Source organism: Streptomyces kaniharaensis (assembly GCF_009569385.1).
Lineage (GTDB): Bacteria > Actinomycetota > Actinomycetes > Streptomycetales > Streptomycetaceae > Kitasatospora > Kitasatospora kaniharaensis.
Map to the genome: position 1 here is coordinate 2,912,355 of NZ_WBOF01000001.1, position 19,276 is coordinate 2,931,630.

General features: G+C 74.1%; 15 protein-coding genes. 12 read left to right on the forward strand and 3 right to left on the reverse strand.

All coding sequences use genetic code 11. The features are described from left to right. The first annotated feature begins 344 nt into the window (after window positions 1-344). From pdhA to F7Q99_RS13330, 3 genes are read left to right on the forward strand one after another with little or no spacing between them, the layout of a single operon-like run. Entirely contained in the window at window positions 345-1,499 is a 1,155-nt protein-coding gene (gene pdhA / locus F7Q99_RS13320; RefSeq protein WP_407697777.1) for a pyruvate dehydrogenase (acetyl-transferring) E1 component subunit alpha, read from the forward strand. Then, the gene (locus F7Q99_RS13325; protein ID WP_407697778.1) at window positions 1,499-2,473 is read left to right on the forward strand and encodes an alpha-ketoacid dehydrogenase subunit beta; all 975 of its coding nucleotides are present in this window, start codon (window positions 1,499-1,501) and stop codon (window positions 2,471-2,473) included. Before pdhA ends, F7Q99_RS13325 begins: the two co-directional genes overlap by 1 nt. Window positions 2,474-2,488: 15 nt before the next feature. After that, complete coding sequence (locus tag F7Q99_RS13330) at window positions 2,489-3,889, forward strand: dihydrolipoamide acetyltransferase family protein (protein WP_153461418.1); 1,401 nt, start codon at window positions 2,489-2,491, stop codon at window positions 3,887-3,889. 78 nt (window positions 3,890-3,967) lie between these two features. On the opposite strand, the gene F7Q99_RS13335 is transcribed toward F7Q99_RS13330, so the two are convergent. Next, window positions 3,968-4,930, reverse strand: a complete 963-nt coding sequence (locus F7Q99_RS13335) for an LAETG motif-containing sortase-dependent surface protein (RefSeq protein WP_153461420.1) — start codon at window positions 4,928-4,930, stop codon at window positions 3,968-3,970. 205 nt (window positions 4,931-5,135) lie between these two features. Here F7Q99_RS13335 and F7Q99_RS13340 point away from each other — a divergent pair, with 205 nt between their 5' ends. The 3 genes from F7Q99_RS13340 to F7Q99_RS13350 all read left to right on the forward strand — a co-directional run bounded on the left by F7Q99_RS13340 (window position 5,136) and on the right by F7Q99_RS13350 (window position 9,187). Beyond that, on the forward strand, window positions 5,136-6,380 hold the full coding sequence (locus tag F7Q99_RS13340; protein ID WP_153461422.1) for a benzoate/H(+) symporter BenE family transporter: 1,245 nt from the start codon (window positions 5,136-5,138) through the stop codon (window positions 6,378-6,380). Window positions 6,381-6,515: 135 nt separating this feature from the next. Further along, complete coding sequence (locus F7Q99_RS13345; protein WP_153461424.1) at window positions 6,516-7,745, forward strand: M64 family metallopeptidase; 1,230 nt, start codon at window positions 6,516-6,518, stop codon at window positions 7,743-7,745. 71 nt (window positions 7,746-7,816) lie between these two features. After that, entirely contained in the window at window positions 7,817-9,187 is a 1,371-nt protein-coding gene (locus F7Q99_RS13350) for an MFS transporter (protein WP_153461426.1), read from the forward strand. 6 nt (window positions 9,188-9,193) lie between these two features. Here F7Q99_RS13350 and F7Q99_RS13355 read toward each other — a convergent pair whose 3' ends face one another. Continuing rightward, a complete protein-coding gene (locus tag F7Q99_RS13355) occupies window positions 9,194-10,015 on the reverse strand; it encodes a maleylpyruvate isomerase family mycothiol-dependent enzyme (RefSeq protein ID WP_326846617.1) in 822 nt (273 codons plus the stop codon). Window positions 10,016-10,188: 173 nt separating this feature from the next. Between F7Q99_RS13355 and F7Q99_RS13360 the strand changes: the two genes are divergently transcribed. The 3 genes from F7Q99_RS13360 to F7Q99_RS13370 all read left to right on the forward strand — a co-directional run bounded on the left by F7Q99_RS13360 (window position 10,189) and on the right by F7Q99_RS13370 (window position 12,880). After that, window positions 10,189-10,986, forward strand: coding sequence for a carbon-nitrogen family hydrolase (locus F7Q99_RS13360; protein ID WP_326846618.1), 798 nt, complete (start codon window positions 10,189-10,191; stop codon window positions 10,984-10,986). A 151-nt stretch (window positions 10,987-11,137) separates the two neighbouring features. Beyond that, the gene (locus tag F7Q99_RS13365) at window positions 11,138-12,124 is read left to right on the forward strand and encodes a GntR family transcriptional regulator (RefSeq protein WP_153461430.1); all 987 of its coding nucleotides are present in this window, start codon (window positions 11,138-11,140) and stop codon (window positions 12,122-12,124) included. Between the two features lie 108 nt (window positions 12,125-12,232). Continuing rightward, window positions 12,233-12,880, forward strand: a complete 648-nt coding sequence (locus F7Q99_RS13370; protein WP_153461432.1) for a hypothetical protein — start codon at window positions 12,233-12,235, stop codon at window positions 12,878-12,880. Window positions 12,881-12,914: 34 nt separating this feature from the next. Here F7Q99_RS13370 and F7Q99_RS13375 read toward each other — a convergent pair whose 3' ends face one another. Then, window positions 12,915-13,700, reverse strand: coding sequence for an SLATT domain-containing protein (locus F7Q99_RS13375; protein WP_326846619.1), 786 nt, complete (start codon window positions 13,698-13,700; stop codon window positions 12,915-12,917). A 369-nt stretch (window positions 13,701-14,069) separates the two neighbouring features. On the opposite strand from F7Q99_RS13375, the gene purD reads away from it, so the two are divergent. The 3 genes from purD (at window position 14,070) to F7Q99_RS13390 (ending at window position 19,198) form a co-directional block, all read left to right on the forward strand. Further along, window positions 14,070-15,317, forward strand: a complete 1,248-nt coding sequence (purD, locus tag F7Q99_RS13380) for a phosphoribosylamine--glycine ligase (RefSeq protein WP_326846620.1) — start codon at window positions 14,070-14,072, stop codon at window positions 15,315-15,317. A gap of 532 nt (window positions 15,318-15,849) precedes the next feature. Further along, window positions 15,850-17,412, forward strand: a complete 1,563-nt coding sequence (locus F7Q99_RS13385) for a hypothetical protein (RefSeq protein WP_153461436.1) — start codon at window positions 15,850-15,852, stop codon at window positions 17,410-17,412. 241 nt (window positions 17,413-17,653) lie between these two features. Further along, window positions 17,654-19,198: a N,N-dimethylformamidase beta subunit family domain-containing protein gene (locus F7Q99_RS13390; RefSeq protein ID WP_326846621.1), complete on the forward strand. Its 1,545-nt coding sequence runs from the start codon at window positions 17,654-17,656 to the stop codon at window positions 19,196-19,198. The last annotated feature ends 78 nt before the right edge of the window (window positions 19,199-19,276 follow it).

Below are 19,276 nucleotides of genomic sequence, written 5' to 3' on the forward strand. Positions count from 1 at the left end.
AACCGATACCGAGAACCCCCTTACGTACGGGCCGTCGCCCGGATAACGTGCGCTGGTGTCCTGAAGGCGCCCGAATTGAGAGCTGCGTCACGCCCTCCGTCATCCCACCCTTCCGACGGCGCGCCGCGCGTAGCACCCTCGGGGTTGTAGGCCCTGAACAAGTAGGACGTCCTAGCGCAGGCGCGCCAAGGGCGGACGCTGGGTAACGTTCTCGTGAGGGACGCCGTCGGAACAGGATCACCACCTGCCCCGCAGTAGGTGCGCACACCCACGCGCGCCCCGCGAGGCGGTGACCGGACCGGTCACCGGCGACCCCGGGCGGCCGGACAGACCGAGGAGTGAACGTGACCGTCAAAAGCACGGCGAGGGCCCGCAAGAAGGCGGCCCCCGGCGTCCCTGACACCCTCCGTGCCAAGGGGACGGACGCCCAGCCGGAGCTCGTACAGCTGCTCACCCCGGAAGGCGAGCGGGTCGAGCACCCGGACTACCCGCTCACCACGACCCCGGAGGAGCTGCGCGCCCTCTACCGCGACCTGGTGCTGGTGCGCCGGTTCGACGGCGAGGCCACCGCGCTGCAGCGCCAGGGCGAGCTGGGCCTGTGGGCCTCGCTGCTCGGCCAGGAAGCCGCCCAGGTCGGCTCGGGGCGCGCCATGCGCACCGGCGACTACGCCTTCCCGACCTACCGCGAGCACGGTGTGGCCTGGTGCCGCGACGTCGACCCGCTGAACCTGCTCGGCATGTTCCGCGGCGTGAACCACGGCGGCTGGGATCCGAACGAGAAGAACTTCCACCTGTACACCATCGTGATCGGTTCGCAGACCCTGCACGCCACCGGTTACGCGATGGGCATCAGCAAGGACGGCGCGGACGACGCGGTGATCGCCTACTTCGGCGACGGCGCCTCCAGCCAGGGCGACGTCAACGAGGCCTTCACCTTCGCCTCGGTCTACAACGCCCCGGTGGTGTTCTTCTGCCAGAACAACCAGTGGGCGATCTCCGAGCCCACCACCAACCAGACCAAGATCCCGCTGTACCGCCGCGCCTCCGGCTTCGGCTTCCCGGGCGTCCGGGTCGACGGCAACGACGTGCTGGCCTGCCTGGCCGTCACCCGCTGGGCGCTCGACTACGCCCGCAGCGGCAACGGCCCCGTGCTGATCGAGGCGTTCACCTACCGGATGGGCGCGCACACCACCTCCGACGACCCGACCCGCTACCGGCTCGCCGAGGAGACGGAGGCCTGGAAGGCCAAGGACCCGATCGCCCGGCTCAAGGCCCACCTGGAGAAGGAGGGCCTGGCCGACGAGGAGTTCTTCGCCTCGATCGACGCCGAGAGCGAGCAGCTGGGGCTGCGGGTGCGCGAGGGCGTGCGCAGCATGCCGGACCCGGACCCGACCCTGATCTTCGACCACGTCTACGCCGAGCCGCACGCGCTGGTCGATGAGGAACGGGCCGAGTACGTCGAGTACGCGGCCTCCTTCGAGGCGGGGGAGAACCTCTGATGGCCGGTCAGCTCACCATCGCCAAGGCGCTCAACGACGCGCTGCGCAAGTCGCTGGAGAACGACCCGAAGACCGTCCTCATGGGCGAGGACATCGGCAAGCTCGGCGGCGTCTTCCGGATCACCGACGGCCTGCAGAAGGACTTCGGGGACAGCCGGGTGATCGACACCCCGCTCGCCGAGTCCGGCATCATGGGCACCGCGATCGGCCTCGCGCTGCGCGGCTACCGCCCGGTGGTCGAGATCCAGTTCGACGGCTTCGTCTACCCGGCCTTCGACCAGATCGTCACCCAGCTGGCCAAGATGCACGCCCGCGCGCTCGGCCACGTGAAGCTGCCGATCACCGTCCGCATCCCGTACGGCGGCGGCATCGGCGCGGTCGAGCACCACAGCGAGTCGCACGAGGCGTACTTCGCGCACACCGCCGGTCTGCGCGTGGTCACCCCGTCCGGCGCGCACGACGCGCACTGGATGCTGCGGCAGGCCATCGCGTCGGACGACCCGGTCATCTTCCTGGAGCCCAAGCGCCGCTACTGGGACAAGGGCGAGGTCGGCGACGCCGCCGACCTGGGCCTGCACGACGCCCGGATCGTCCGGCCCGGCACCGACGCCACGCTGATCGCCTACGGCCCGATGGTCAAGGTCTGCCTGGAGGCCGCCGCGGCCGCCGAGGAGGACGGCCGCCGGCTGGAGGTCGTCGACATGCGCTCGCTCTCCCCGGTGGACTTCGCCACCCTGGAGGAGTCGGTCAAGCGCACCGGGCGGGCCGTCGTGGTGCACGAGGCGCCGGTCTTCCTGGGCATGGGCGCCGAGCTGGCCGCCCGGCTCACCGAGCGGTGCTTCTACCACCTGGAGGCACCCGTCCTGCGGGTCGGCGGCTACTACGCGCCGTACCCGCCGTCCCGCGTCGAGGAGGCCTTCCTCCCCGACCTGGACCGCGTGCTCGACGCCGTCGACCGCGCGCTCGCGTACTGATCCCGGGGAGCGATGATGACCACCGAAGTTCGCTCGCTCCGCGAGTTCAAGATGCCAGACGTGGGTGAGGGCCTCACCGAGGCCGAGATCCTCAGCTGGTACGTCAAGCCGGGTGACACCGTGACGGACGGCCAGGTCGTCTGCGAGGTGGAGACCGCCAAGGCCGCGGTGGAGCTGCCGATCCCGTTCAACGGGGTCGTCGAGCAGCTCTTCTTCCCGGAGGGCGCGACGGTCGACGTCGGCACCGTGATCATCGCGGTCGCGGTCGCCAGGGAGGGCGGGGCCCCGGCTCCGGCCGCCCCCGCCGCTGCTCCCGCCGAGCCGGCCGAGCCGGAGCGGCGCGAGGTGCTGGTCGGCTACGGGCCGCGGACCGGCGTCACCCAGCGCCGGGCCCGCCGGACCACCACGACGACCGTGGTGAAGCCGGCTCCGACGCCCGCCGCCCCGGTCGCGCCGGCCCCCGCCCCGGTCGCCCCGGCGCCCGTCGTGGCCGAACAGCCCGCCGGCGAGCGGCCGTTGGCCAAGCCTCCGGTGCGCAAGCTGGCCAAGGACCTCGGCATCGACCTGCGCGCGGTCACCCCGACCGGGCGGGACGGCGTGATCACCCGCGAGGACGTCCACGCCCACGCGTCGGCCGTCGCTGCCGCCGCGGCCCCGGCCGCCGAGCCCGTCGTGGCCGAGACGGTCGAGGCACCGGTGCTGGTTCAGGCCGCGGGCGACGTCCGGGTGCCGATCAAGGGCGTCCGGAAGGCGACGGCGCAGGCGATGGTGGCCTCGGCCTTCACCGCCCCGCACGTCACCGAGTTCGTCCAGGTCGACGTGACCCGCACGATGAAGCTCGTCCGCAACCTCAAGGAGAGCGGCGAGCTGGGCCGGGACGTCCGGGTCAGCCCGCTGCTGCTCGTCGCCAAGGCGCTGCTCGTCGCGATCAAGCGGCACCCCGAGATCAACGCACAGTGGGACGAGGCGGCCCAGGAGATCGTCATCAAGGGTCAGGTGAACCTCGGCATCGCCGCGGCCACCCCGCGCGGCCTGATCGTCCCGAACATCAAGGACGCCGGTGGCAAGACCCTTGCGGGCCTGGCCACTTCACTCGGTGAGCTGATCGAAACCGCCCGCCAGGGCAAGACCTCGCCCGGCGACATGCAGGGCGGGACGGTCACCATCACCAACGTCGGCGTCTTCGGCGTCGACACCGGCACCCCGATCCTCAACCCGGGCGAGGCCGCGATCCTCGCCTTCGGCGCGGTCCGGGAACTGCCGTGGGTGCACAAGGGCAAGGTCGTTCCGCGCCAGGTGACCACGCTGGCGCTCTCCTTCGACCACCGCCTGGTGGACGGGGAGTTGGGCTCCAAGGTGCTGGCCGACGTGGCCGCGCTCCTGGAGCGTCCGAAGCGCCTGATCACCTGGGGCTGACGCCCGGCAGGACCGAAGAAGGGGCCCTCCTCCGCACCGCCGTGCGGAGGAGGGCCCCTTTCGTGCGCGGTGCGCCGGTCAGCGCTGGGTGCGCAGCCGGCGGACGGCGATCAGGACGCCCGCGCCGAGGGCGAGGAGGGCGGCGGCGGAGGCGGCGAGGAAGCCGTTGGTGCTGCTGGAGCCGGTCTGCGCGAGCTCGGGGGTGCCGGCCGGCGCGGTGGTCGCGGGCGCGGCCGAAGTTGCCTGCGGTGCCGGGGACTTCGGAGCCTCGGCGGCGGGCGCGGCGGCGGTCTTGTCGGCGGCGGGCTTGGCCGGAGCTGCCGGGGAGGCCTTGGCCGGAGCGGGCTTCTTGGTGGCCGGGGCGGTCGGCTTCGGGGTGGCGGTGGCCGTGGGCTCGGTGGCGGTGTGGAGGACCTTGACGGTCCTGCTCCGGGACTTGCCGGTGCCGCCGACCTCGGCCCACGCCGAGGTGGTGATCGACAGCGACTTGAGGGCCTCGGGGGTGTCGGCCGCCAGGCTGATCCGGAACATCGCGCGGCTGGCGCGGCCGTTCGCCAGGTGCTGCAACAGCGGCGAGGTGTCGACCCGGATGGCCTCGCCGAGGCAACCGGGGTCGATGGCGAGCTGCGTCCAGGCGCCGTCGTGCATGGCCTCGACCGTCAGGTACTGGAGGAGGGGGCGGTGCGCAACACCGCTGGGGCTGAACAGGGTGAGGCTGGGCGCGGCGTCGTCGTAGTCGGCCCCGGTGAAGTTGCCGAACTCCACGCCGAGTTCGACACTCGAACCGACGGTCAGCGAGGCCGGGACCGGCGCGATGAAGTCGGCGACCGGGGTCCCGTCGTGGTGCCGCTGCCGGGCCTCCTGGGAGACGGTGGGGTTGTTCGCCTCGTACGGGCCGGGGCAGGCGGCCCAGGCGCTGTCGGTGGCGAGCATCTGGATGCCGCCGGCCAGGACGACGGTGGCGGCGAGGGTGGCGATGCGGCGGCGGCCGGAGAGGGCGCGGTCGTTCTTCGCGAAACGGGTGATAACGGACGTGCGCATGACGTGACTCCCCAGGGTCATGTGACTGACGGTGTGTGGATGAAGACGACCGGCCCCGCTCCTCGTGAGCGGAAGCGCCCCCCGGCTCTGCCGGTCTCGCTCTCCGTGCCTTCATCCACATAGACGCGCATCCCCGCCGGGGGTTGCAGGTGAGTTCAAAAGTTTTTTCCGGGAGTCTTCGGCGGGGCTTCGGGATACTGCCTGAATGACTGAAGAGCTGACAGTTCGACCGGAGACAGTGCCGGTCGGGGGCGGGGAACGTCGGTCGCTGCGGCGGGACGTGTCGGGGCCGGCGCTGCTGGCCGGGCTGGTGTGCATAGCGGTGTCGTTCTCGGGCCCGTTGGTGGTGGTGCTCGCGGCGGCGGCCGCCGGGCGGCTGGACGAGGCGCACACGGCGTCCTGGATCTGGGCGGTGTCCATCGGCAGCGGGGTGAGCGGCTTCCTGCTGAGCTGGTGGACCAGAACACCGGTGATCACCGCCTGGTCCACGCCGGGGGCCGCACTGCTGGTGACGAGCCTGGGCGCGTACCCGTACCGGGAGGCGATCGGGGCGTACGCGGTGAGTGCGGTGGTGGTGACGCTGTTCGGGGTGACCGGCTGGTTCGGGCGGCTGATCGCGGCGGTCCCGGTCGGGATCGTCAACGCCATGCTGGCGGGCATCCTGTTCTCCTTCGGCGCCGGGATCTTCGGTGCCGTGCACAGCGCGCCGGCGCTTGTTGTGGGGAGCTTCGCGGCGTTCCTGCTGGCCAAGCGGCTGGCACCGCGGTACGCCGTCCCGGTGGCGCTGCTGGTGGGCGGGGTGCTGGCGGCGGTCACCGTCGGGCTGCCGCTGCACCTGGGCTCGGGCGGGCCGACCCGGCCGGTGTTCACGGTGCCGGCGTTCTCCTGGTCGGCCCTGGTCGGGCTGGCTCTGCCGCTGACCATCGTGGCGCTGGCCTCGCAGAACGCGCCGGGTCTCGGGGTGATGCGGGCCTCCGGCTACCGGCCGGACGACCGGCTGCTGATCGGCTCGACCGGTGTGGCGTCGCTGCTGATGGCGCCGTTCGGCTCGCCGGGGGTGAACCTGGCGGCGATCACGGCGGCGATCTGCTCGGGTCCGGAGAGCCACCCGGACCCGCGCAAGCGCTATGTCGCGGGGATGTCCTCGGGGGCGCTGTACGTGGTGGTGGGCAGCTTCGGCGGGGTGCTGGTGAGCCTGTTCACCGGGCTGCCGAAGGAGCTGATCGCGGTGATCGCCGGGGTGGCGCTGCTGGCGTCGCTGCAGGGCAGCCTGGCGGCGGCGGTCGCGGACGAGCGGGGGCGGGACGCGGCGGTGGTGACGTTCCTGGCGAGTGCGTCGGGGATGAGCCTGTTCGGGATCGGTTCGGCGTTCTGGGGGCTGTTGTTCGGGCTGGGGACCCATCTGGTGCTGACCCTGCGGAAGCAGCCGGGCCGAAATTCGTTGGTATGACTGGGGCGATGCGGATCGTTCGGCCAGGTCGGTGACATTTTCGTGGGCCGGTAGGGGCGACACGCCGGTCCGGGTACGTCTCCGCTCCACCACCCGGGCGACTCCGGGTGACCGGAGCACCGAGGACGCACCCGTATGCCGCCTGGCAACCCTGGCCGTCTCGTCCGGAGTCTGGCCGCGCTCGTGCTGGTGTCCACCGCCGTACTGCCGGCCGCCCTGGAGCTGGCCGGGCCCCCGCCGTTCGGCGTGATCGGGCCGGGGGCCGCGGTCGACCGGGCGGTGCCGCCGCACACCGCGCAGCGCGCCGACCTGGGCAGCGCCGCGGCCGCCCCCACCGTCGACATACGCCGCACCGGGGACCCGGCCAACCGGATCACCCTGGTGCTGCTCGGAGACGGCTACACGGCCGACGAGCAGGACCTGTTCCGGCAGCAGGCCGACCGGGCCTGGCGCTCGCTGATGGACATCGAGCCGTTCCGCACCTACCAGGGGTTCTTCAACATACGGCGGGTCGAGGTGGTCTCCCCGGTCTCCGGGATAGCCGAGACCGAGGGCCGCGGGCACAACGCGACCCCGCTCGGCATGCACTTCTGGTGTGAGGGCACCGCCCGGCTGCTCTGCGCCGACGAGGCCGCCACCGCCCGGTACGCGGGGGACGGTGCCGGGCCGCAGTACCTGATAGCGCTGGCCAACTCCGCCGAGTACGGCGGCGCCGGGGGCACCGGGGTGACCACCCTGGCGGGCGGCAGTCCGGACGCGGGGCGGATCATCCAGCACGAGATCGGCCACACCGTGGGGGACCTCGGGGACGAGTACGACAGCGCCCCGGACGACTCCGACTACCCGAACCTCTCCACCCTCAACGCCGACGACATGCGCAAGAAGCAGGCCAAGTGGTGGCGCTGGCTGGGCGCCGAGTCCCCGGACGGCGCCGGGACGGTGGGGGCGTACCGCAGCGCCAACGGGCTCTACCGGCCGACGCCGGACTCGGTGATGCGCACCCTGGGCAGCGCGTACAACCTCCCGTCGCGGGAGGCGATCATCGAGGAGCTGTACCGCAGGGTCCGGCCGACCGACGCCCCGATGCCGCCGCCCGGCGAGGTGAGCGGCCGCCCCCGGCTGGACGTCCGGCCGCTGCCGCTGGCCGGGCCGCGTCAGCTGCGGGTGGACTGGAAGGTGGACGGCGTCCCGGTGGAGCCGCAGGCGGCGGACCGCGGCTGGCTGGACACCGCCCAGCTGAACCTCGCTCCCGGCCGCACGGCCACCGTGACCGCGACCGTCCGGGACACCACCGACTGGGTGCGGGACGAGGCCTTCCGGGACCGCTACATGACCCGCTCGGTGTCCTGGACGGTCACCGGCTGAGGCTGTTCGTGGCCGATCGGCCCCACCCCGCGCTGGGCATCCGATGATGGGATGACTACTCTGGACGCACTATGACCGCGGAGCCCGCCAGTTCAGCCCGTCCCCTGTCCGCCAGCGCTCCCCGTTCCTCCGCCGAGCACGCACCCGCGCCGGTCCCCGCCCCGCCCGGCGGGCGCGCCGCCTGGCTGGCCTGGTCCATCGGCGCCTGCGTCTACGTCCTCGCGGTGATCCACCGCACCAGCCTCGGCGTGGCCGGGCTGGACGCCGCCGACCGCTTCGGCATCGGCGCCTCCGCGCTCTCCACCTTCTCGATCCTCCAGGTGCTGGTCTACGCGGCCATGCAGATCCCGGTCGGCGTGCTGGTCGACCGGTTCGGGCCGCGCAAGGTGCTGCTGCTCGGCGTCCTGCTGCTCAGCTCCGGCCAGCTGGCCTTCGCGTTCAGCTCCTCCTTCGTCCCCGCGCTGGCCTGCCGGGCGGTGCTCGGGTGCGGCGACGCGATGACCTTCATCAGCGTGCTGCGGATCGCCGCGCGGTGGTTCCCGGCCGCGCGGAACCCGTTCGTCGCGCAGCTGACCGGCCTCTCCGGGATGGCCGGCAACCTGGTCACCACCGTGGTGCTGGCGCAGGCCCTGCACAGCGAAGGTTGGACGCCGACCTTCGCGGCGATCGCGCTGCTGGGCGTCGCGGTGTTCGCGTTGGTCGCGCTCTTCCTGAAGGAGTCCCCGGCGCTGCGGGAGTTCCCGGACCTGCCGCCCGACCCGGCGGCCGTCCACCCGGTGGAGCACCGGCCACGGGTCGGGCGGCAGGTCCGGGCGTGCTGGCAGGAGCCGGGGACCAGGCTCGGGCTCTGGGTGCACTTCACCACCCAGTTCCCCGGCAACACCTTCGCCCTGCTCTGGGGCATGCCCTATCTGGTGGAGGCGCAGGGGATGTCCCGCGCCGAGGCCGGCGGGCTGCTGACCCTGCTGGTGCTCAGCAACATGACCTTCGGCTTCCTGTTCGGCCGGGTGCTCTCCGTCTCGCCGCGGGCCCGGATGCCGATCGTGCTGACCGTCGTCGCGGCCACCGGGCTGGGCTGGGCGCTGGTGCTGGCCTGGCCCGGCGGGCACCCGCCGTCCTGGCTGCTGGCCGGGATCGTCCTGGTGATGGGCAGCAACGGCCCGGCCTCGCTGGTCGGCCTGGACTACGCCCGGGCCCGCAACCCGGTGGAGCGGCTCGGGACGGCCTCCGGGATCGTCAACATGGGCGGGTTCATCGGCACGATGATCACCCTGTTCGGCATCGGCGTCGCCCTCGACGCGCTGGCCCCGGCCGGCGCCGAGACGTACTCGGCCACCGCCTTCCGCTGGGCGTTCTGCTGGCAGTACGTCCCGCTGGCGGTGGGCACGCTGATGATCCTCCGCCTGCGCCGGAAGCTGGCGCAGGCCGGACCGACCGGCTAGAGCCGGTCAGAGGGTGACGGAGAAGGTGGCCAGCACCCGCTCGGCCAGCTCCTTGTCGCCGTCGACGCTCACCGGGCCGGGGCGGCCCCGGCCGCAGGCCAGCCGGACGTAGGTCTCCCAGCCCATGGTCAGCTGGACGTCCGGGGCCAGGCTGATCGACTCGTCCACGATGCCGCGGCCGGCTCCGTCCACCCGGACGGTGCGCAGGAACTCGACCGGGCCGGTGACGTCCAGTACCAGGCTCGTCCCGGCCGGGGCGCCGGCGTTGTGGGCCACGGCCTTGGGCAGCGCCTCCAGCAGCACGTCCCGGCTGATCAGGGCGGCCGGTGAGTCCAGGTTGCCCGGCGCGTCCAGCGCCCGGCGCAGGTCCTGCTCGTGCGCCCAGACGTCGAAGGCCCGCAGGCGCAGCAGCTCGTGGTACGGCACGTCGCGGCTGTACGGGCCGGCCGGCCAGCGGATCGGCTCGTTCGCCGTCTGCTTGGCGTTCCGCAGGGCGCGCGAGCGCCGGATGATCGTGTACTCCAGCTCGCCGGTCATCTCCAGCGCGGTGTGGCAGCGGCGCTTGTCGACCGGCAGCTCGATGTACCGGGCGAACTCGCTGGTGACGTGGCGCAGGTCGCGCGGCAGCGAGTGGATCGGGCGGGGGTCGCCGAGCAGCTCGGACTCGACGGCGATGACGTGCGAGACGATGTCGCGCACCGACCAGCCGGGGCACTCGGTGGCCCGGTTCCAGGAGTCCTCGGGGAGGCGGGCGACCAGCTCCGATATGGACTCGATGCTCTGGGTCCACGCCTCGGTGTAAGCCTGCACGGTCTGGTTGTCCGTCACGGGAATCTCCGGCCCTCCGTCAGCTGCCTTGCCGCGCGCGCCCTGCCTCCGCGGCCGACCGGGTTGGTCCGGCCTCCGGGCGCACACGCTAACCGCACGTTACGCTGCCGGGAGACAGCCGGGCAGCGCTTTCGGGTGACGATCGTAGGACTCTTGCCGTGGACGGTGGTACTGTGCGCGCTTCATTGATCCAACTCGCGGTCTCCGACGCCGAGCCGCCGGCCGAGCGACGGGCCAGAGCCGCCTCGCTGGTGCGTGCGCAGACCGGCGCCGACCTGGTGGTCCTGCCCGAGCTGTGGCCGCTCGGCGGCTTCGCCTACGACCTCTGGTCGGACGGTGCGGAGACCCTGGACGGGCCCACCTCGGACGCGATGGCGGCGGCGGCCAGGGCGGCCGGGGTCTGGCTGCACGCCGGGTCGATCGTCGAACGTGATCCCGACGGCCCGATCTACAACACCTCGCTGCTGTTCGCGCCGGACGGCGAGCTGGTGCACACCTACCGCAAGATCCACCGTTTCGGCTTCGACAGCGGCGAGGCGGTGGTGATGGGCGCCGGGCAGGAGATCGTCACGGCGGCCACCGACTTCGGCACGCTGGGCCTGGCCACCTGCTACGACCTGCGCTTCCCGGAGCTGTTCCGGGCCCTGCTGGACGCGGGCGCGCAACTGCTGGTCGTCCCGGCGGCCTGGCCGGAGCGGCGGCGGGAGCACTGGACGCTGCTGGCCCGGGCGCGCGCCGTGGAGGAGCAGGCGTACGTGCTGGCCTGCAACACCGCGGGGACGCACGGCGGGGTCGAGCAGGCCGGGCACAGCATCGTGGTGGACCCGTGGGGCCGGGTGCTGGCCGAGGCCGGGTCGGGGGAGCAGGTGCTGACCGTCGAGTTCGACCCGGCTGAGGTGGCCAAGGCCCGGGCCGAGTTCCCGGTGCTGCGGGACCGCCTGCTCGGCATTCCGGCGCCGGTCCAGCGCTGAGGGGCCACCACCGGGCCGGTCCGAGGGCCCGGGGTTGGCCTGTACCTGCTCGGGGCGGGTTTGAGAAGATGAGCACTCGTCGTGTTCCCAGCCGTTCTTCGGCCGGTTCGCCGAGGGGCGGCCGACCGGCCCGCCCGAGGAGGTCGCGCGCATGCCCGGCAACGGCGCAGGCGACACCCGTCCCGTCATCCGGCGCAACAGCCTGCGCGAGCAGATCGCGGGCGCGCTGCGGGAGGAGATGATGGCCGGCCGGCTGGAGGCCGGCCGCAACTTCACCGTCAAGGAGATCGCCGACCTGTACGGCGTCTCCGCGACCCCGGCCCGCGAGGCGCTGGTCGACCTCGGCGCACAGGGGCTGCTGCGGACCGAGCACCACCGCGGGTTCACCGTGCCTGAGCTCGGCTGGGACGACTTCCTGGAGATCTTCGAGTCCCGGGTACTGCTCACCGACAGCTACTACCGCCAGTTCCGCACCCGCCGGGCGCTGCCAGACCTCACCCGGCTGCCCTCGCTGCGCCGCCGGGCCGACGCCGCGGTGCGCGCCGCCCGGGCCGGGAACCTGGACGTGATGGTGGGCTGCGACCGCCGCTTCTGGCAGGAGGTCGCCGGGCTGCTCGGCAACCGCCGGGTCGGCGACTACCTGGACTGGCTGCGGGTGCAGTCCTGGATGTTCGCGGCGGCCTACCTGCGGGCGATACCCGTCCTGGCCGGGGCGTGCTGGGACCGCCACCTCGACCTGGTGGACACGATCGAGGCGCGGGACCCGGTCGGGGCGTACCGGATCATCTGCGAGTACAACCTGTTCACCGTGCAGATGCTGGCCGGGCTGGCCGGGCAGCCACTGGAGTCGGTGGCCGTGCTCGGGCTGCTCACGGAGTTCTCGGACGGGGAGCCGGAGCCCGAGCCGCTGGCGCCCGTGCCGTCGCAGCCGTCCGCAGGGCCCGGGACGGTCCGGCCGGAGCGGACCCGGCGGGCCGAGGACGTCGGCCGCGAGCTGGGCCGGGAGCTCGGGCTGGGGCTCGGCCTGGTGCCCCCGCCCCGCGCGATCCCGTACGGCCGGTTCGCCCGGCGGCCGCCCGAGCCGCCTTCCGAGTCCGCGTCCGGACGGCCCGATCCGCACCGTGCGCCGGGCCGGTAGGGTGGGCGCTCGTCGAACCGGCCGCCCGACTGGCGGCCGCCCGACCCCGCCCCCCAGTCGTCGTCCCGGTCTCGCGGACGACTCCCGCCCGGAGAGGAAGAGCCGGCCATGGCCTGCGACCTCTGGCTCGTCCCGCTCGTGGACGTGCTGAGCCACAGCCCCGACAACCCCTTCCGGGACGATCTCGCGCTCTACAACGCCGTGCTGACCTCGCGCGGACTGCCCGAGGTGCCGGTCTACCAGTACGTCCCGGGGATCAGCGGGGCGGTCGAGCCGATAGCCGCCTTCGACTACGACTCGCTGCACTTCCTGCGCCGCGCCTACCTGTTGGGCCTCACCGGCCTGGACATCACGCCGGTGGACTCGCTCGGCGGCGACTACGAGCAGCTGCTGGAGATGTTCGAGAGCAGCGCCGAACAGTCGCACCTGGTCTGGCACTTCGACCACGCGGGCGCCTACGTGCCGATCGAGTTCGCGACACCGCTGGTAGACGACGTGCTGCTGGCCTCCGGCGGGCCGCTCGGATCCAGCCACGGGCTGCTGCGCGAACTGCACGCCGTGGCACCGGCGCTGGGCCTCGACCCGCACAACCCGCCGGCCCCGACCAGGCCGCTCGGGCCGACCGGCCTGGAGCAGCCGTTCGCACCGCCGCTGGACGACGTGCACCCCTTCGCCCGCGAGCGGCACGCCTGGTCCGGCCTGTACGCGGCGGCGACCCGCAGCGTCGCCCAGGGCTCGATGATCGTCTTCGCCTGAGCCCGCCCCCGGGCCGGCTGACCTGCCGGAAGGCTCAGCGCAGCGGGCCCTCCGGCGGGCGCTGACGCGGCATGGTGGGCCGGGCACCCGGCGGCGGCAGGACCCGCACCTGGGCGCCCATCCCGGTCTCGCTGCGCCCGCCCCACGCCCCCGGGGCCTGGGTGGGCAGCCGCGTCATCGACGCGCGGAACTCCAGCATCCACTCCGAGGTCTCGGTGCGGACCATGTCCGAGACGTCCTCGCAGAACCGGCGCAGCACGCCCAGGCAGCGCTCGGCGGCCTCGCCCGCGGTGCCCTCGGTCGGGCCGAGCACCTCCCGCACGCACTCCGACGCCCAGTCGAACTGGAAGGCCTCCAGGCGGCGTTGCAGCGCCTGCGCGGTGCTGACGTCCCGCATCCAGCCGGAGGTGAGGCCGAACACCCGGTCGGTGCCGTGGCAGGCCGCGGCGAGCGCCAGGCCGACGAAGCCCCAGCCGGTGCCGTGGGCGACCGCGCCGGTCAGGTCCACCAGCGGGGCGGTCACCCCGCCGATCGCGAAGCCGGCCGTGCCGAACCGCAGCAGGCGCGCCCAGCGGCGCTTCCAGATCCGGTCCCTGCGGTACCACTCGATCGCCTCGACCGCCCGCTCCTCGGACCAGCGGTAGAGCTCCTCCAGCCGCTCGGCGGGCTCGCCCCAGTCCCCGAGCGGGAACTGGCGGGTGCTCAGGTCGGTGCGGCGCCGGGTGGACTCCCGGTGTGCGACCGTCGCGGCGGGCTGGTCCTCCTCGCCGATCTCCTTGCCCCAGGGACTCTCCTCGGGCTGCATTTCCGGCTGGCTCACCTGTGGGGCTCCCTGTGGCGGGCGGGACTGCTGGGTCTGGCGGGCGCATCGGCTGACGTGGCGTCCGCCGGTGGTTGTCCAACATCACTTCTTACCGCCAAATGGCTGACCGCGGGGCGCTTCCCAGCTGATCGTTACCGGATCCGGGCACCGGAACCCGAGGTGGGAGGGATGCGGGGCGCGACGAGATTTCACCCGTCCGAGCGAGGGCCCGGTCACCCGCCGTCCTGACCCGGGCACCCACCGCCGACATCGCGGGCCCGGGTTTGGATGATCCTCCGACATCGTGAGCGTACGGAGGTCTTCGGCTGGAGGTTCCGACGAGGCCGGAGAGCGGCCGGAACGGGCCACCGACTACCCTTGCCAACCGTGAAGGTCCTCGTCATCGGCGGCGGCGCCCGCGAACACGCCCTGTGCCGCTCCCTGTCCCAAGATCCCGCCGTCACCGAGCTGCACTGCGCCCCGGGCAACGCCGGGATCGCGCAGGTGGCGACGGTCCACCCGGTCGACCAGCTGGACGGCGCCCAGGTCACCGACCTGGCCGCGCGGCTCGGTGCCGGCCTGGTCGTCGTCGGCCCGGAGGCCCCGCTGGTCGCGGGCGTCGCCGACGCCGTGCGCGCGGCCGGCATCCCGGTCTTCGGCCCGTCCGGCGCCGCGGCGCAGCTGGAGGGCTCGAAGGCCTTCGCCAAGGACGTGATGGCCGCGGCCGGCGTGCCGACCGCCCGCTCCTACGTGTGCACCACCGCCGAGGAGGCCGCCGAGGCGCTGGACGCCTTCGGCGCTCCGTACGTGGTCAAGGACGACGGCCTGGCCGCCGGCAAGGGCGTCGTGGTCACCTCCGACCGCGAGGCCGCGCTGGCGCACGCCGCGTCGTGCGAGCGCGTGGTCATCGAGGAGTACCTCGACGGCCCCGAGGTCTCGCTGTTCGCGATCACCGACGGCACCACCGTCGTCCCGCTGCAGCCCGCGCAGGACTTCAAGCGCGCGCTGGACGGCGACGAGGGCCCCAACACCGGTGGCATGGGCGCCTACTCGCCGCTGCCGTGGGCGCCCGCCGGCCTGGTCGAGGAGGTCCTGGAGACCGTCCTGCAGCCGACCGTGGACGAACTGCGCCACCGCGGCACCGAGTTCTCCGGCCTGCTCTACGCCGGCCTGGCGCTCACCTCGCGCGGCACCCGGGTGATCGAGTTCAACGCCCGCTTCGGCGACCCGGAGACCCAGGTCGTGCTGGCCCGGCTGCGCACCCCGCTGGCCGGTGTCCTGCTGGCCGCCGCCACCGGCACGCTGGACCAGCTGGAGCCGCTGCGCTGGGACGAGGGCGCGGCCGTCACCGTGGTCGTCGCGTCCGAGGGCTACCCGGCCGCGCCGCGCACCGGCGACCCGATCGAGGGCCTGACCGACGCCGAGGCGGACGGCACCGCGTTCGTCCTGCACGCCGGCACCAGGGCGGACGAGGACGGCCGGGTGCTGAGCGCCGGCGGCCGGGTGCTGTCCGTCACCGCGACCGGCACCGACCTCGCCGAGGCGCGCGACCGCGCCTACGCCGCCGTCGACCGGATCTCGCTCAAGGGCGGCCAGCACCGCACCGACATCGCGCTCAAGGCGGCCACCGCGTAGCCGTCGCTCCTGGCGCACCCCCGCAGGGCGCTGCGTGCCGTGGGAAACAACCCCCATGGACGCAGCGCCCTGCGGCGTTCCACAACCGGAGCGGCTGCGGGGGGCGACGCACCGTTCGGCGGCCGGAATCCAGCCCATCGGGTGACAGCAGCCGCATCCGGCTGACGTAGCCGGGTGCCCGGCCTTATGGTGCGCTGGATCGCACGGCGCCTTGGCCGCGCGTCGGGGTCGCCGCCGGGTAGCGGCGTCCCCGCGGGGGGATGCTGGACGGCGTCCGGCCGGGCGGTCTCCCGGGTGCTTCGCACCGGACCGGGCGCGTCGTCCGGAATCCGGGCAACGTCACCGGGACGAGTGGAAACCGGGGCGTCCGGAACACCCACCCGGACCGGGGCGTCGAACATGTCAGAAGCGCCGCACAGCATGCACTACCGGGATCGGACGCCTCCGCTTCCCGGTCGGAACTGATCGTTTCGAGTCGGCTCAGGGGCCCGTCAGCGGGCGCCTGAGGGCTCCGAAGGGGGTGCCGCACCGTATGGCCGCTGTCGACACCGCGCGCGCTCACGCCCAGGCGGTCCTGCGGATCCGAGGTCTCGCCCTGGCCGTCGGCGCCCTGCCCGCTGCCGTCGCGGTGGTCCTGCTGGCCGGCCGGTTCACCGGCCGGATCGGCGCGCCCGGCTCCCCGGACGCCGCCGGCTGGGACGCCGCCCGCTGGGTGGTCTGCGCCGTGGCCGCGCTCACCCTCGCGGTGGCCGGGCTGACCGCCCGCGCCTACCGCCGGGCCGTCCCGCCGCAGACCCCGGCCGTCCCGCTGGACCGCGCCGAGGCCCCCGAGCTGTACCGGCTGATCGGCGAACTGGCCGACCGGCTGGACGTCCCAGCCCCGTCCGCCATCGCCCTCACCCCGGACTGCGACAGCTGGCTGGAGGACGTCCCGCCCGCGCGGCGTCGGCCCGGCCCCCGGCACGAGCCGCCCGCCCCCGTCCTGGTGATCGGCTCGCCGTTCCTCTGGTGGATGCGGGCCGGCGAACTGCGCGCCCTGCTCGCCCCCGTGGTGGCCGGCACCGCCGCCTCCGCCGACCCGGAGATCGCCGCCGCCCGCCGCTTCCTGCGCAGCCTCGACGCCAGCCTGGACACCGGCCCGGCCCCCGCCGGCCTCGGCGGCGCCACCCTCGCCGGCCCGCCCCGGGCCCCGCACCGCGGCCCGGCCGCGCTCACCGACCGGATCACCCGCCGCCTGCTCGGCGCCTGCCGCGGCCACGCCGCCGAACTGGAGCGCTCGGTCGCGGGCTGGGCCTCCGAACAGGCCCGGACCGTCGACTACGGCCTGCGGATCGCCGCCCAGGAGCAGGTCGGCCTCGCCTACGCCGGCTGGGACCGGCTGCTCACCCGGGTCGCGCTGCCCGCCTGGCGGCTCGGCCGTCACCCCGCCCACCTCAACGCCGGCGTGGTCGCCGCCCTCACCGAGCTGTCCCGGCGCGACCGGCTGGCCGACGGCTACGGCACCCGGCTCGGCGACCGCCCCGCCTGCGACCTGCTGGAGGAGCCCGGCGCCGTCGACCGGGCGGTCTCCTGGCTCGCCGCCGAGCTGTTCTTCGGCCGCCCCGCCGCCGGCGCCTGGCACGAGCTGGACTGGGCCGACTACCCGGCCGAGGTCGTGGACGCCGGCTGGCGGGCCCGCGCCGCAGCCCTGCAGGCCGCCCTGGACCGGCTCGCCCCGCAGGCCCGCCCCGGTGCCCCGACCCTCACCCGGCTGCTGGCCCGGCTCGCCGACGGCGACGGCGAGCAGCTCGCCGCCGCGCTCGCCGCCCAGCCGGCCCACACCACCACCCCGGCCCCGCTGCTGGAACCCGCCCCCAGCGGCCGCGACCTGCTGGTCGACCATGTCACCGCGATGGTCTGCTGCGCCGCCGTCGACACCGCGGGCGCCACCTCCGGCCTGGACTGGCTGGACGGCCCGGTCCTGCTGCTCGGCGGCGTCCGCCGCACCGACCTCGCCGGCCCGGTCGCCCAGGCCGTCGAACAGGGCCAGGACGGGCCGCTGCGCGCCTGGCTGGACGCCGCCGACGTCCGCCTGGAGAAGCCCGTCCGCCTGTAGGTCCTCAGGGGCCCGCCGGCATCCGGAATCCCGGCGCTCGGCGCCTCCGTACGCGCCCCCGGGACGGGCTGGCGGGCGGCCGTCTCCGCAGGCCGGAGGCCCGGGACCGGACGGCCGGAGAATTCCCGCCACCAATTGCTACCGGTAGGTGACGCAGCGCCAGCACGGTGTGGTCTATTAGACCGCACGCACATCCGGGGGGCGCGTGCCAGCCGGGCGGAAGTGCACCTGGGAGGGGCGCGTGGGGACCGAACTCAACCGCCGCTGGGAGTCCGGAACGCATGCCTACAGCGTCTCCGACCCCTTCGGCCAGGGCCCGCTGCCCTGGCTGCGCAGCCCCGACGAGTACCTGGCCGACGCCGAGGGCACCGTCCCCTGGTACGTCTCGGTGGACGCGCCCGGCCAGCGGCCGCTGGCCGGCGGCGCCCGGCCCAAGCCGCCGGTGGGCACCCCGCAGAGCGCCAACGACGTCGTCCAGCAGATCAAGGGCTTCGCCTCGGCCGGGCTGATCCGCCCCGGCGGCTCGGTGGACTTCCGGGTCACCGTCAACCCGCCCCGCGAGTTCACCGTGGACGTCTACCGGATCGGCCACTACGGCGGCGACGGCGCCCGCCACATGACGTCCAGCCCGCTGATCCCCGGCCTCGCCCAGCCCGCCCCGCTCGTGGTCGGGCGGACCGTCTCCTGCCACCACTGGTGGCACTCCTGGCGGCTGCAGATCCCCGCCCACTGGATGCCCGGCGCGTACGTCGCCGTGCTGACCACCGCGGACATGCTGCACCGCAGCCACATCCCGTTCACCGTCCGGGACTTCGGGGAGCACGCACACGCCCCCGAACTCCTCCTGGTGCTCCCCGACGTGACCTGGCAGGCCTACAACCTGTTCCCGGAGGACGGCCGCAGCGGCGCCAGCCTCTACCACGCGTGGGACGGGCAGGGCGGGCTGGTCGGCGAGGCGGAGGCCGCCGTCACCGTCTCCTTCGACCGCCCGCACGCCACCGCCGGGCTGCCGCTGCACGTCGGCCACGCGTACGACTTCATCCGCTGGGCCGAGCGCTACGGCTACGACCTCGCCTACGCCACCGCCACCGACCTGCACGCCGGCCTGGTCGACCCGGCCCGGCACCGGGCGCTGGTCTTCCCCGGCCACGACGAGTACTGGTCCGAGCCGATGCGCCGCGCCGCCGAGCGGGCCCGGGACGGCGGCACCTCGCTGGTCTTCCTCTCCGCCAACACCATGTACTGGCGGGTCGAGCTGACCGCCGCGGCCTCCGGCGAGCCCAACCGGCTGCTCAACTGCCGCAAACGGCAGAAGGTCCGGCCCGGCAGCCCGGCGGCCGGAGCGCCCGGGGCGGCCAGCGCGCTGTGGCGGGACGCCGGCGAGCCGGAGCAACACCTGCTCGGGGTGCAGTACTCGGGCCGGGTCGCCGCGCCCGTCCCGCTGATCGCCCGGCACACCGCGCACTGGCTGTGGGACGGCACCGGGCTCCAGGAGGGCGACGAACTTCCCGGCCTGGTCGCCGGCGAGGCCGACCGCTACTACCCCAAGGTGGCGCTGCCCGAGCACACCGAGCGGGTGCTGCTCGCCCACTCCCCGTACCGGGACCTCGCGGGCCGCACCCGCTACCAGGAGACCTCGCTGTACCGGGCGCCCAGCGGCGCGTACGTCTTCGCGGCCGGCACCTTCGCCTGGTCGCCCGCGCTGGGCCGCCCCGGCCTCACCGACGAGCGCATCCAGCGTGCCACCGCCAACCTGCTCGACCGGCTGTGCAAGAACCAGCCCTGAGGCCCGCGGCCCCGGGCCCCGGAGGCCGTCGCGGGCGTTCGTGAAAGACTGCGAGGGCAGTGACCTCCCCTTTCGCGT